A 14,780-nucleotide genomic window follows, 5' to 3' on the forward strand; every position below is an offset into this window, starting at 1 on the left:
CCTTTATTTTCATCACCACAGATTGAAAAATAAGATACAAGTAATCAAATAATTACCTACATTTGATATTCATTAAAACTAAAACCATATGAAAAAGTTAACAAGAAAAGAGACCGCTAAAATCAATGGTGGGATCGCACCAGGACAATGTTTTTACACTGATCCTAACACAGGAAAAAGAAAACTTGGATGTCAATTAGAGCCTATTCCAGACTGTTGCGGCGGATGGATTTATCCAAATCCTGAATATGCATGCCAACCATGTACAGGAGGCCTTTAAAAAACTAAGAAAGACCATTAAACTAATTCCATTAACAAACAAATTAAACAACATGAAAAAATTAACAAGAAAAGAAACCGCGAAAATTAATGGCGGCATCCGCCCTGACCAGTGTTTTTATATTGACAGCAATGGTGTAAGAAAGATTGGATGCAGAAACATGCCATTTCAACAGGAAGACGGTACATGGCTTTATCCGTTGATCGAATGTGATGCATGCGGAGGTGGTCTTTAAGAAATAATCTATTTAACAATAATAAAAAATCAGAGAACATAATGTTCTCTGATTTTGTTTTTATAAGATTGTATTCCAATTAATCTTTAAAGACAGAATACATTGCCAGATCGTGATATTCTCCATCTTTTTTGGCGTGTTGCTTCAAAAGGGCTTCCTGTTCCATTCCTATCTTTTCCATTATTTTTCCGGAAGCAGGATTGTGAAGGAAATGGGTAGCATAAATTTTATTGAATCCTAATTCTTTAAATCCAAAATCTACAATTGCTTTGGCTGCTTCAGTAACATATCCTTTGTTCCAGTAAGGGATTCCTATCCAATATCCCAATTCTGCCTTATCATCATCCCTGTCATGAAGGCCAATGGCTCCAATAATCTGTTCTTCTTTATTTCTAATTCCAAAGGTAAAGCCCGTCTTATCATCAAAAGCCTCTTGGGCCATTTTTATCCAAAGCTTAGCATCATTTTCCGTATAAGGATAAGGAATATTAGAAGTAAGATCAGAGTAAATTCTATGTTTAAGAAACTCAACAATAAAAGGAATATCTTTCTCCTTCAATTGGGAGAGAATTAACCTTTCTGTTTCTATTCTTGGAAATTCTTGTAATTCTTTCATTTTGTTCATGGTTATATTTTGATCATAAAGCTGAAGCTTACCGTTTTGAATAATATCTACAGATCTTTTCCAAGGAAATAAAGCCCTTTCAGGGTATGAAGCCGGTCCATTAAGTGAATTTTATTGGTTAATGGCTTATAAACATGAGAAACACCGCCTGTAGCAATCACGAAACAGTCATCATTTACCTCATCATTGATCCTGTCAATAAAACCTTCTACCATTCCTAAAAATCCATATACCATTCCACTTTGCATACAGCTTACCGTATCCAGCCCCAAAACTGTTTTAGGTTTTTTCAATTCAATTTCCGGTAGCTGTGCCGTCTGGCTGATCAAAGAATTCAGGGAAGTAATAATCCCCGGAGCTATAATCACTCCCAGAGACTCTCCGGTTTCAGAAATACAGCTCGCGGTAAGCGCCGTTCCGAAATCCAGCACAATCTTTTTCTTTCCCGGGTAAAGCATATGAGCTGCGACAAGATTTGCAAAAATATCGGTTCCCCTGGATTTAGATTTCGCCTGAACAACAGAGGGCGTACTGCTGTCTACAATGACAGGATTCATCCCATGGATCTTTTTAATGGCAGCACTCATCACTTTGGTAAGCTGAGGTACTACTGATCCTATAATTACTTTCTCTATTTCTTTTGGTTCAACTTTATACGTCTGATAAAGCATCAGCATCTGTACATAAAGTTCGTCTGCCGTCCTATAAGGTTTGGTATTGATTACCCATGAAATATCACAATTATCACCATTAAAAAGGCCGAATCTGATATTACTGTTCCCTACGTTGATTACAATTGAATTCATTTATATTTTAACAGGCTAGGATTTGAAAAAATTTGAGTCCCAAATTTATAAAAAAATAAAAGGAGTACTTACAAATACTCCTTTTATCTCTATGTTGATCTTTTTATTTTACTTCTACAAAATTATCTGCCATATTCACATCTGCCATTCTCTGGCTGAAATCAATCCCTAATACAGACAACTGGGATTTTGTATAAGGAACAGTAATTGTATACTCTTTCTGAGTCCATGGCCAGTAAGGCATAGTTTTAAACTCACCATAAGCATCTTTTTCTTTCCATGTATGGGTCATATTCAATGGAATCTGATATGTAATAATCTTCTTATCTGTAGTCATTACACTAAAGTCAATTGGCATTGGAACCTGACCGTTATTCACAAGGGTAATAGTCGTAGATTTTGCATCATACTTTACATCTTTAATCCCATAATCGATGGTTTTTATACTATTAATCCAGTAATTGTGAAACCATTTTAAATCCATTCCGGAAACTTTCTGAGCAATGTGAAGGAAATCTCTGTCTGAAGGATGCTTCATGCTCCATTGATCATAATATTGTTTTAAAGTTTCTGCAAGATTCTGTTCTCCCATGATATATCCTAACTGTACCAGATACAATTCACCTTTTACATAAGAAGCATAAGTATAAGCTGTTCCATTGTCATGATGATCTCCTAACCAGACTGCAGGCTCTTCAATTCCTTTTTTAATAAAGTTTCTGTAAGCATCCAATCTTTCCATAAAAGGGTTTGGTAACTGCTCAGGAAACAACTGGTACATAGTATAACCTTCCGCATAGCTTGTGAAACCTTCATCCATCCACGGGCGCACAGATTCGTTAGTAGCCAGCATCTGCTGATACCATGAGTGAGAACCTTCATGAGCCATTAATCCCATTAAGTCTTTTATATTTTTAGCCTCACCAAGGATCATTGTACACATACCATATTCCATACCTCCGTCACCTCCTTGAATGAAAGCATACGTTGGGTACACGTATTTTCCGAAATGAGAGTTCATAATCTGAAAATATTTAGTAATATAAGGTTGTACCTCACCCCAAACTTTAGTTTTGTCATTTTTCTGATAGACTAAATATACTTTTGGCCCTTCCGGAACGTTGAAGCTTTCTACAGAATAATCTCTGTCTGCACTCCACGCAAAGTCCAGGATGTTTTTCGCTGTCCATTTCCAGGTTGCTTTTTTATCTTTTTCAGTCTTAATCTTCGCAGCAGTGTCATAGCCTTTTACTTCTGCTGGGTTTTCAAGAATTCCTCCCGCTCCCACTACATAATCTTTATTGATTTTAATCGTAACATCAAAATCCGAGAATGGTGCATGGAATTCTCTTCCCAGGTAATCAAAAGTCGCCCAGCCATCATAATCATATTCAGCAATTTTAGGATACCATTGCGTCATGGTCATATCTACTCCTTCTCTGTTGTTTCTTCCACTTCTTCGGATCTGCTGAGGAATTACCGCATCCCAATCCATGGTAAAAGTAGTGGTGGAGTTTGGCTTGATAGGTTCAGCCAGATATACTTTCATAATGGTTTCCTGAACTTCAAATTTCAGATCCTTTCCATTTTGTTTGATCCAGTGAATATTCTGAGCTCCTTCTTGATCTTTTGGAATAGATGATAATGTTGAGATCCCGTTTTTCTGCAACCTTCCGTCACCATTTTTTCCTTGGGAAGATACTCTCTGATCCATCATCGAATTGGGCTTAAAAGCATTCCAATACAGGTGGAAATACACTACATTAAGCTCATCCGGTGAGTTATTGGTGTATTCTAAGGTTTGTTTTCCCTGATAGGTAAATTTTTCAGCATTAACATCAATATCCATCTTGTACTTCGCAGCCTGCTGATAATAAGCTCCTTGCTGAGCATGAAATTGTGAAATGATAAACGCAAAAATGATTGCAGCCGATTTTCTCATTTAAAATTTTATTTTTTCTAAAGGTAGGTAAATTAAACAAAACCCTCAAATGTGGAGTTATAACGGGGTTTCGTTCTGTTTTTATATAGTTTTAGATAAATCTTATTCTTAATTGTTAAAGGAGTTGTAAAATTATTTTTTGCCTTCAGATCATACAGGTTTTCACAGATCAAACACTATTGACTTTCCAATAATTTCTTAATCAATGTAATTTGTCCCAAATGGTAATAAGCATGTTCAATCATTCCATCAATATTTCTTTGGTAAGTTCCATACTTTTTATCCACAAATACCTCATCAAGTTTTGAATCCGGCATCTTTTCCAAAAGTTCTGCAAACTTTTCAGAGTCGAGCCAAAGTTTACTTAACAGGTTTTCCCATTGTTCCCGAGATTCTATAGGCGTAAGATCAAAACTGTATTGGTCTTTTATATCCAAATTTCCTCCTTCAAAAACCTTTACAAGTCCAGCAATATAATAATCAATATGAAAAGTAAGCATGGCAATGGTATTTAAAGAACCTACTTTGGTTATCGCTTGTTCCCAGCTTACATCAGAAAGCTGATCTTTAAAATTGGTATTGGCAATCCAGAGACCATCAAGCAAAACTTCTCTGAATCTTTTGGCTAATTGTAATATGGAGCTCATAATCAATATATTTTTCTAAAGATAAGTAATTAAAATATTGATTTTTAATCTCTCGCTGATTTGCAGATAATGCAGAGCGTTACATCGCTTAAATTTGTATACTCTGTCTTTTAAAACAAAAAGCCTCAAATGCAAAATACATCTGAGGCTTATATTATAATTTGAAATTACAATTATTTTTTAGCAGAAACTTCTTTCTTTCCGCTTTTTAGGATTTTTTCAAGAATTCTTAAAGTAATCAGATAGGTTGGCTTTACTCCTGTAAGTCCTAAACCTCCTGAAGATAATGTACTTCCTGTTTCCAACGGATTATCCGAAGCATAATATGCATAGCAAACAAACAGATCCGGTGAAATATGGTGTCTAATTTTAGACGCTACCTGAATCGCTTTCTGATAATGCGCCCCTTCCATTTCAAGACCAATAGCTTTCCATGAAGTATTCATAAAATAAGATAAAATATCCTTATTTTGAAGAGAAGTTCCTAAAACAGTAATCATTGGGCCTTCAAAAGCCTTAAGCTCATCATCTTTAAAATCATCAAGTTTCAATGCATTTTCAAAAGGATAGTTATCCGCAGTTCCTTCAAATATGTGAGAAGTGGGAATCATGATATCTCCTTTTTCTCCGGTAAGAATGCCCGCTTTCCCCATAATGGAAACAGATTTTACATGCATCATGTATACTTCTCCTTTATGCTCGTAAGGTTTCAGTAATTCATCCATCACCTCAAAAGCTTGTTCACCGAATGCATAGTCAAATACCATTACCACATCATCTCCCCCAAACTTACAGTCAGCAAACGGAGTATTCTTCAGATTCATCTTACTTAGATCAATAATCTGAACATCAATATTACTTCCACTTTTATCTGCAATGTGGATCATTCCTTCATCTAAAGCATATTTTAACACCTTGTCACGAAGATCTTTCTTGTTGGAGATCTCTTCATACAATTTATAATCTACCTCATTATTATGCTTCTTTTTAAGCGCATCATTTGCATACAGCATATTTTTCACAGAGTGCATGTTCGCTGATATGATATGCAATGGACGGGTATGAAGATTGTTTTCAAATAAAACCTCTTTCACTTTATTAGCCCATTTTTCACCAAAATAATGGTGGCCTACTCTTTCCTTTAATATAGCACTGAAATGAATTTCTCTTTCTCTTGATCCTTTTGCATCCTCAAGACTTACTTTTCCTAAGTTATAGATGATTTTAAATAAACGGTCAGGGTTATCATCATCTCCGAAAGTATTGTAAGCTCTTAATGTTTCATCAAAAGATCTTCCTATTAAAGAGGAAAGGTGGATTAATGCCACTTCTTTTTCTTTTCTGCTGAATTTCTTCTCTCCTTTCACCACTTCTTCAATAATTTTGAAGGCACGGATTGGTTTCCAGTTTTCATCCTGAATGAACGCCAGATTACGGATTTTATCTGCTTCTATAAATAGGAAGGTAAGGTGGGTAAGAATGTCATAAATTTCGGAACGGCCCAAAAGAACCTCAATATTCATCTGGTGTTCGTCTATTCTATAACAGTTTCTTCTTCTTTTCTTTGGAACAATAGGTTCGAAACTTCCTTTATCAAACCCTTCATCAGATGTAAGATGAATAAAAGCACATTCCTCAATCCCTTCCGGAAGCCTGTCTAAAACATACATCAAACCGTCCAACTCCAATTTGCTTGGAATATTCATGGTTCCATAAATTTCCGGATTGATGGTCTTCAACAAACTTCTGATACTTTCTCCTGAAACACCCCCTGGCTTGAAAAATCCTCTATAAAATAAATGTCTCATAGAGATATATAATCTTTCAATAGCCTCTGTGGTTTCTCTTGCTCTAGAATTTGTCATAAAATAAATTTCACACAAATATACAAAATCTTTGCCCATTTTATTTTAACTCTCTTTTAATAAGTAGCTTAAATTCGCATAGGATTGCAGAATGTATCATGTAAAATGTATTTATGTTTACCCCCTTTAAAAAACACCCATAAATATTACATTTTAATCCTCACAGCGACCAACACCCCTACCCAAAACACCCCAAACAATTGTTTAATTTATGTAAATTTTAAAAACACCCCTAAAAATTTTAGGGTCAAATCATTTTCGATTCATTTTTTTTGTAAATTTGCCCTATCAAAATTCACCCAAATATGTCAACCTTAAGATTCAAAGCATTAGAAACCCTTCCATTTAAGGATTTCAGAAAAGACAACACTGTCGAAATCCCTGCGAAATTGTCAGAACTATTCTGCCAAAATGTTTTCTCAGAAGAAACAATGAGAGAATATTTAACGAAAGAAGCATTCCAGTCTATTATGGATGCAGTAAAAAAAGGGACTAAAATCCAGAGGCATATTGCAGATCAGGTTGCTGTAGCAATGAAAGACTGGGCAATGAGCAAAGGAGTAACCCACTACACTCACTGGTTTCAGCCTTTAACAGGGACAACTGCAGAAAAACACGATTCTTTCTTCACCCCTATTGAAGGAGGAAGAGCAATTGAAAGATTCAGTGGAAACTTATTGATTCAGCAGGAACCGGATGCATCTTCTTTCCCGAATGGAGGAATCAGAAACACTTTCGAAGCCAGAGGTTATACAGCTTGGGACCCCACTTCTCCAGCATTCATTATGGGAACCACATTATGTATTCCTTCTATTTTCATCTCTTATACCGGAGAAACTTTAGATTATAAAGCGCCTCTTTTAAGAGCTTTAAATGCTGTAGATGAGGCTGCAACCAATGTAATGCAGTATTTTGATAAAAACGTAACAAAGGTAACTCCTACTTTAGGTTGGGAGCAAGAATATTTCCTGGTTGATTCAGCATTATACCAATCTCGCCCGGATCTTGTATTAACAGGTAAGACATTATTAGGACATTCTCCAGCAAAAGGACAGCAATTAGATGACCATTATTTCGGTTCTATTCCTACAAGGGTAATGAACTTCATGAAAGAGTTGGAAATCGAGTGTATGAAGCTGGGAATCCCTGCAACAACAAGACACAATGAGGTTGCACCAAACCAATTCGAGCTGGCGCCGATGTTTGAAGAAGTAAACGTTGCTGTAGACCACAACTCTTTATTGATGGACATCATGGCAAGAGTTGCTCACAAACATCACTTTCATATCTTATTCCATGAAAAACCATTCGCAGGAGTAAACGGAAGCGGAAAGCACAACAACTGGTCTTTAGCGACTGATACAGGGGAAAACCTTTTAAGTCCAGGAAAAAACCCTAAGAAAAACCTTCAGTTCTTAACATTCTTCGTGAATACCATTAAAGCTGTTCATGAATATGCTGACCTTTTAAGAGCAAGTATTGCTTCTGCAAGCAATGACCACAGATTGGGTGCAAACGAAGCTCCACCGGCAATTATCTCCGTATTCATCGGAAGCCAGTTATTCAGCGTATTAGAGGAACTTGAAAAGGTAACCAACGGGAAATTATCTCCGGAAGAAAAAACAGAATTAAAATTAAATGTAGTTGGGAAAATCCCTGAAATCCTATTAGATAATACGGATAGAAACAGAACTTCTCCATTTGCATTTACAGGAAATAAATTTGAGATCAGAGCTGTAGGATCATCTGCAAACTGTGCAGAATCTATGACGGTAATGAATACCATTGCTGCAAAACAGTTGCGTGATTTCAAAAAAGAAGTAGACGCTTTAATTGAAACAGGACTAAAGAAAGACGAAGCTATTTTCAATGTATTAAGAGAATACATCAAACAGTGTAAAAACATTATGTTTGAAGGCGACGGATATTCTGATGACTGGGCTAAAGAAGCTAAGAAAAGAGGATTGAACAACCTTAAAACAACTCCTGAAGCTCTTAAACAGGAAATGGATAAAAAATTCCTTGACCTTTATGAAGAAATGGGAATCTTTAATCACAGAGAAGTTGAAGCAAGAAATGAAATCAAATTAGAAAAATACTCTACCGTTATTGATATTGAAGCAAGAGTATTAAGTGATATCGCGAGAAACCACATTATTCCTTCGGCTTTAAATTATCAGAACAGATTAATTGAGAATGTTAAAGGTCTTAAGGAAATCTTTGGAGATAAAGAATTTAAGCCATTGGCAAAAGAACAGATGAGTCTAATCACCAGCATTTCAGAAAATGTTTCTAAAATCAAGCTTGGAGTTGAAGACCTTCTTAAAGCCAGAGAAGCAGCAAAAGGTACATCAAACAGCCAAAAACAGGCAGAAGCATATTGTAACAAAGTAAAACCATTATTTGACAATATCAGAGAAGCTTCTGATGCATTAGAAATGATGGTAGACGATGAGCTTTGGCCGATGACCAAATACAGAGAGATGTTGTTCACAAAATAACTCTGTAAAGTTCCATATTAGTTTAAATTCCTCAGTTTTTCTGGGGAATTTTTTTTGGTCATGCCTTTAAATATAATATATAGCCTTTGTTAAAATCATTCCGATTCTTAATAAAAGATTTTTCAATTCTAATTTTACCCGTTTAGAGACTTAATATGATCAGAAACAAAATAACTACGCCTGTAAAGCCCATCAACAATAGGTTTTAAAAGAGTTTATTTTGTTTTTTTAACATGCCTGAAAATTAGAGTTTTAAATTACAAAACGTGATTTATAGAAGAATATCGACGAATTTTGTTAAAGAATCTTAATAAAAAAAACCGCAGTTTTGCCAAAAATGGGCAATTGCGGTTTATTTTTCTTTAACATATGTAAACAATATGTTAAATAGTGTTAAAATGAGATCCTGACAATTATCATATCAGGGGTCTTTTACTCGGAATCTCTACTTTTGTAATGCTTTTGAAAATAAATATTCCATTTTAACACGGTTAATCAAATATATATGAAGAAAAGAGTTTTGTTTTATTTAGCTGCTTTAGTTACTACAGTATCATTGCAATCGTGTGCTACCAATTATGTGGTTTCAAAACCAGCAACTTACAGTAAAGAATACAAAACAGATGCCAAACTAGCTTCTATTGACAACAAAAAAATGGAGCAGGATAAGCAGAAATTGATCGACTCTTTCCTTGCTGAAAAGGCTGCATCTATAGCAAACGCTAAAAAAGCTGTTAAGAATTCTGAGATTGCAAAAGCAATCAAACATAATAAAACCATTGACGGCATCCTTGAAGAAGCTGAAACATACCTTGGAACTCCTTATAGATACGGAGGAACTACAAGAAGAGGTATTGATTGTTCAGCTTTTGTTCTTTCTGTATTCGGAGCTGCAGCAGGTCTTACTTTACCAAGAGTAGCGGCTTCTCAGGCTCAGGAGGGTGAAAGAGTTGAAAAAGGAGAATTACAGAAAGGAGACCTAATCTTCTTTTCTCATGGAAGAAGAATCTCTCACGTAGGTATTGTAGAAAGTGTTACTGAAGAAGGTGAGATCAAGTTTATCCACGCAGCAACATCTAAAGGAGTAATGGTTTCTTCACTGAATGATTCTTATTGGGGACCTAAATTCAGATTCGCAAAAAGAGTAATCAATGCAGAAGGGGAAGCTTACAACAACCTAGCTTCTACTACTCAAGCTACACCAGCAAATTTTTAATTTTATAAATAATTGATTTAAATAATGAAGCCATCAGAAATTCTGATGGCTTTTTTATGTACCATACTTTCTATTAAGTTTGGCTAAAGCCAATAGAATATATTTGATATAAAAAGCGGGCTAAAGCCAGCTTCTATTGAATTTGAGGATTAACGTTTAATATACCTTCTGATTAAAAAGGTTTTCAGAAATATCAGCAGACAGCATCTGCCTTCAAAACCTAGCTATTTCTGTCGATTTCTATATCCAGCTTATACAAGAGTCCATAGACTTCCGAAAGCGAAAATTTGGCCTTTTTAAGCCTATTTAAAGCCGGATCTATCGAATAGTTAACAGAAGTCCTCAAATCCGCTTTTTCAAGATTCGTATTATCAAAGACAGCTCCTGACAAATCACAATTATTAAAAATAACATTAGACAGATCACATTCTGCAAAGTCTACTTCAATCAGCTTAGAATTTTTGAAAACAGTTTTCTTTATAGAGGTCTGGTAAAAAACAGAATTATGAAGGGTACAGCCATCAAACTTAAAAGAAAGGCCAAACCCGTTACAGTCATTAAACTGCAGCCCAAGCATTTTACATTCTATGAAAGTAACATCCCGAAAAGCAGTACTGGTAAGTTTTGCCATACTGAGGTTACATTCAATAAATTCACAATTGGTAAAGCTATATCCGGATAGATTTCCATATTCAAAACTGCAGTTCTTAAAAATACAGTTTTCATACTCTCCTTTTTCTAATGGAAATTGTACACAATCTGTACTCTCAAAATTTTGATCTAATACATAAGCCTCTTTCATAAGATGTGTTGATTTATAGGTATAACAATAGAGCCTGCCAATTTTTGCAGAGTTAAAAGTAAACTAAATCGGTTTGAAAAAACTATACTAAGCTGTTTTTATCAGAATAATTAAGTTTAAAGAAAATAAAAGTCATCATAGAGAATGCCAGTAAAGAACTTCCTCCATAACTGAAATACGGAAGAGGAATACCTACTGTCGGGAAAAGTCCCATAACCATCCCTAGATTGATTGAAAAGTGCATCAATAGGATCGAAGCAAAGCAATAACCAAATACACGGTTAAAGGTCGACTTCTGTTGTTCTGCCAAATAATAGATTCTCCCGATATAAACCATGTAACATAAGATAAGAATAGCACTCCCCAAGAAGCCCCATTCTTCACCTACCGTACAGAAAATATAATCAGTTTCTTGCTCCGGAACGAATTTTCCCTGGGTAACAGATCCTTCACGGTATCCTTTTCCTAAAAGACCTCCGGATCCGATCGCTGTTTTAGAATATAATAAGTTGTACCCCGAAGTATCTCTAAATGCCTTTTCACCTTTATAAAGAACCTCAATTCTTTCTCTCTGGTGTTTAGGCAGTTTTTCTAAAATATAAGGTGAACCAAATGCTAGTCCACACAGTAACAAGATAGATCCAGCAATTCCGGAAATAGAAATTACATCCCAGGACATTCTATGGTAATTCATCGCAATCAAAACACCTGCGATGATTAAAACAGCAGCAGCTACATATATTGGTGGGATTGCAAGTGCCACAAGAAAAACCCCTGCAAAAATAAAGCCTACACCAAATAACCAACCACTTAAACCCTCCCTGTACAATGCAATAAAAAAGGCAATGAATACAAGCATAGATCCTACATCCGGGATAGCCAATACAACTACAGCCGGAATACCAATAATACCTAAAGCAGTAAATAAAGATTTTCTATTCTTAAGATTAAAATCAGGTCCTGAAACATAGTTTGCAAGCATCAGAGCAGTACCAATTTTAGCAAATTCTACAGGCTGCATGGTAAAACTTCCGAACTTGTACCAGTTTTTCTGCCCCAGAATTTCCTTTCCAAATGGGAAAAGACCTATCAGCAGAAGTACACCGCCTATATAAATAATACCTGCCATATTTTCGAAAAACTTACTTCTCCCCAAAAATATGATAAGCCCTACAAATACAGATATACAGAAAAACATCAACTGCTTTTCTCCTAGCTTCTGGTCTACACTATAAATATTAGCAATCGCAAAAATGCAAAGCATGAAATACAGTCCTAGACCCAGTTTATCTATTCCTTCTGTCCATTTCATTGCTTAACAGGTTTTTTAGCAGCGTTAGTATTCTTCTTGTCTTCTTCTAATTTTTTTTTGGAGCTTAGCTTTTTGCTGTTTAACGAGTTCCAAACTGTCCTTTATTCTTTTCTGTTTAATTGAATCGGGTTTAGGATCTTTATAAAGTCCTTTACGCTTCAAATCTGCAATCCATTGCCTTTTATATTCTGGCATGAAACTCGAGGTAATCATTTTTTTTATACAGATTTTCTCTTTTCAAATCACCAGTAATATATTTTTCTGCAATTACTGTACAAGCCGGGCCTGCCCATGTTGCTCCAAATCCGGCATGTTCCATAACAGCAACCACAACAATTTTAGGTTTATCCGCTGGGGCTATCAGTACAAAGATAGAGTTGTCTTTTCCTTGCGGAACCTGTGCAGTCCCTGTTTTGGCTAATTGTGTAAAATCATTGGATTTCAATCCTCTTGCCGTCCCTCTCAAAACTACAGCTTCCATTCCTTTTAAGACAGGTTCAAAGTGTTTTGGATCTACTAAAGTCTGATGTTTAACTTTAAATCTTGGATCGGGGTTGGGCTTACCATCAATTGCTTTTACGATATGAGGTGTATAATACCATCCTTTGTTCGCAATAGCAGCCACATAATTCGCTAGCTGAATAGGAGTTACCAAGACATCTCCCTGCCCCATTCCATTATAGATCGCTCCGGTTGACATCTCATCCCAATTTTTAAAATCAGTTCGCTGAGAGCCACTAGCTTTCATAATTGCTTTAAATCTTTTCTCGTAAAAATCACCGGAAGGGATTCTCCCTTTTGCTCCTACCGCAAAGTCATTATTTAAAAACTCTCCCACTCCAAAGCTGCTCATGATCTTTTTCCATTCATCAACACCTTTTGAAGGATTTCCGGGATATTTTTTAATGATTGCAATAAATGCATAAGTAAAGAAACAGTTACTGGAAACCTGGATAGAAGGAATAAGCGGATCAGCACCACCATGCCCTTTAATTCTTTTTCCTTTATAGAAAAACCCACCACCACAAGGGAAAATAGTTTTTTCATCCATTACTCCCATCTGCATCGCAGCCAGGGCAGTCAACAACTTGAACGTAGATCCCGGAGGATATCCTGCTTGTAAAGAACGATCGAAAGTAGGTTTATTTTCATAAAGCGTATCTTTTGATAACGCATATAAATTTTTAGATTTATAAGGTCCGGTGAAAAGATTCGGATCAATATCCGGTCCGGTTGCGGCAACTAATACTTCCCCATTATTAGGGTCTATTGCTACCACAGCACCATGTTTGTTAACAAGCATTTCTTCAGCAGTTCTCTGAAGATCATAATCAATAGTCAGAGTAATATCCTTGCCGGTAACTACATCCTTATCTAATGTTCCGTTTTTATAGGAACCAATGTTTCGGAGCCTGATATCTTTTTGGATGTACTTCATTCCTTTTACTCCACGAAGTTCCTTTTCATAAGACTTTTCCACTCCTGTTTTCCCGATAAAGTCTCCCGGTAAATAGTAGATAGAATCTTTTTTAATCTCTCGTTCATTTACTTCACTGGTATACCCTAAGAGGTTTCCGGAAGTAGAAACTTCATATTGACGCTGAGGTCTCTGTACAATATTAAAAGCTGGATATTTAAAAATAATCTCCTGTACTCTCGCAATATCTTCTCTGCTTAGATCCTTTAAAAAGGTCATAGGAGTCAGCTTCGAATAATATTTTTCCTTTTTGATAACATTGATCTTGTTGATAAAATCCGCTTTACTGATTTTCATTAGACTGCAAAAACCTAATGTATCGAAATCCGGTTTCATTAAACCTTGAGTAAAGGAAATTTCATAAGCAGGCTGGTTTCCTACCATGATCTTTCCGTTTCGGTCAAAAATAACCCCGCGTTGAGGGATTACATATTCAATTTTAATGGAAGTATTGGCTGCATTCAGTGCGTAACGGTCTGTAAACAACTGCAAATACGCAAGCCTCGCCACAAAAATAAGGGCGATAACAACAAGAACGGAAAAGATTTTTAAATAACGTGTGTTCAAACTTTTTGTTTGATTTTAAATATTAATGCGTAGATAACGATAAATATAAATGAAATTACACTAGTTACCAAAACATTAAATAATATTTCAAAAAACCTACTAAACTTAAAGAACTCAATATATTGCACTAAAAGCTGATGCAGGAAGATACTTGAAAATAAAAACAGCAAAAACTGCGCCCATTGCAGGGACTGAAAAGAGAAAAAGTCTGTAGACGTATCTGTAGACGTTCTGAATATCAACGTTCTGAAATAAGCAATTAACGTTGTTGCGAAGGCATTAATCCCCCATGAATAGAGGAAACCATCAATAGACAATCCTATTAAAAAGCTTAATGCCAGGAATTGAAATTTATTTCTGAAAAAAGGATAGAACATGACAAATACAGGATATAATACCGGAGTATATTTCCCGAAAATAGTAATCCTGTTCAATACAAAAATCTGTAATGCAACAAGAAATATCATGATTAATATATCGGTAAATAAAGTCCTGCTAATCATTT

12 protein-coding genes and 1 pseudogene are annotated in these 14,780 nt (G+C 35.6%); 4 read left to right on the forward strand and 9 right to left on the reverse strand.

Features of this window, described 5'->3' with window-relative positions:
• Positions 1-88: 88 nt before the first annotated feature.
• Together H5J24_RS22285 and H5J24_RS22290 are read left to right on the forward strand one after the other, a co-directional pair.
• Positions 89-280, forward strand: coding sequence for a hypothetical protein (locus tag H5J24_RS22285; protein ID WP_065395708.1), 192 nt, complete (start codon positions 89-91; stop codon positions 278-280).
• A gap of 52 nt (positions 281-332) precedes the next feature.
• Entirely contained in the window at positions 333-515 is a 183-nt protein-coding gene (locus H5J24_RS22290) for a hypothetical protein (RefSeq protein ID WP_141395626.1), read from the forward strand.
• A 79-nt stretch (positions 516-594) separates the two neighbouring features.
• Here H5J24_RS22290 and H5J24_RS22295 read toward each other — a convergent pair whose 3' ends face one another.
• From H5J24_RS22295 to H5J24_RS22315, 5 genes are all read right to left on the reverse strand, one after another.
• Positions 595-1,131: a GNAT family N-acetyltransferase gene (locus H5J24_RS22295; RefSeq protein WP_068940937.1), complete on the reverse strand. Its 537-nt coding sequence runs from the start codon at positions 1,129-1,131 to the stop codon at positions 595-597.
• Between the two features lie 56 nt (positions 1,132-1,187).
• Positions 1,188-1,946: a type III pantothenate kinase gene (locus H5J24_RS22300; protein WP_068940738.1), complete on the reverse strand. Its 759-nt coding sequence runs from the start codon at positions 1,944-1,946 to the stop codon at positions 1,188-1,190.
• 103 nt (positions 1,947-2,049) lie between these two features.
• Positions 2,050-3,888, reverse strand: coding sequence for a M1 family metallopeptidase (locus H5J24_RS22305; protein ID WP_068940739.1), 1,839 nt, complete (start codon positions 3,886-3,888; stop codon positions 2,050-2,052).
• 176 nt (positions 3,889-4,064) lie between these two features.
• The gene (locus H5J24_RS22310; protein ID WP_068940741.1) at positions 4,065-4,535 is read right to left on the reverse strand and encodes a DUF1572 domain-containing protein; all 471 of its coding nucleotides are present in this window, start codon (positions 4,533-4,535) and stop codon (positions 4,065-4,067) included.
• A 173-nt stretch (positions 4,536-4,708) separates the two neighbouring features.
• Positions 4,709-6,400 carry a DUF6909 family protein gene (locus H5J24_RS22315; RefSeq protein ID WP_068940743.1) on the reverse strand — a complete coding sequence of 564 codons (1,692 nt, stop codon included), beginning with the start codon at positions 6,398-6,400 and terminating at the stop codon, positions 4,709-4,711.
• Positions 6,401-6,705: 305 nt separating this feature from the next.
• Between H5J24_RS22315 and H5J24_RS22320 the strand changes: the two genes are divergently transcribed.
• The gene (locus tag H5J24_RS22320; RefSeq protein WP_068940745.1) at positions 6,706-8,901 is read left to right on the forward strand and encodes a glutamine synthetase III family protein; all 2,196 of its coding nucleotides are present in this window, start codon (positions 6,706-6,708) and stop codon (positions 8,899-8,901) included.
• 505 nt (positions 8,902-9,406) lie between these two features.
• On the forward strand, positions 9,407-10,117 hold the full coding sequence (locus tag H5J24_RS22325) for a C40 family peptidase (protein WP_068940748.1): 711 nt from the start codon (positions 9,407-9,409) through the stop codon (positions 10,115-10,117).
• A 220-nt stretch (positions 10,118-10,337) separates the two neighbouring features.
• On the opposite strand, the gene H5J24_RS22330 is transcribed toward H5J24_RS22325, so the two are convergent.
• The 4 genes and pseudogenes from H5J24_RS22330 to H5J24_RS22345 all read right to left on the reverse strand — a co-directional run bounded on the left by H5J24_RS22330 (position 10,338) and on the right by H5J24_RS22345 (position 14,778).
• On the reverse strand, positions 10,338-10,919 hold the full coding sequence (locus H5J24_RS22330; RefSeq protein WP_068940752.1) for a pentapeptide repeat-containing protein: 582 nt from the start codon (positions 10,917-10,919) through the stop codon (positions 10,338-10,340).
• Between the two features lie 82 nt (positions 10,920-11,001).
• Complete coding sequence (gene rodA, locus H5J24_RS22335) at positions 11,002-12,231, reverse strand: rod shape-determining protein RodA (protein WP_068940754.1); 1,230 nt, start codon at positions 12,229-12,231, stop codon at positions 11,002-11,004.
• 24 nt (positions 12,232-12,255) lie between these two features.
• A pseudogene (locus H5J24_RS22340) lies at positions 12,256-14,275 on the reverse strand (peptidoglycan D,D-transpeptidase FtsI family protein).
• A complete protein-coding gene (locus tag H5J24_RS22345) occupies positions 14,272-14,778 on the reverse strand; it encodes a rod shape-determining protein MreD (RefSeq protein ID WP_066694303.1) in 507 nt (168 codons plus the stop codon). Before H5J24_RS22345 ends, H5J24_RS22340 begins: the two are co-directional and overlap by 4 nt.
• Between the last annotated feature and the right edge of the window lie 2 nt (positions 14,779-14,780).

It is taken from the genome of Chryseobacterium capnotolerans, assembly GCF_021278965.1.
GTDB lineage: Bacteria > Bacteroidota > Bacteroidia > Flavobacteriales > Weeksellaceae > Chryseobacterium > Chryseobacterium capnotolerans.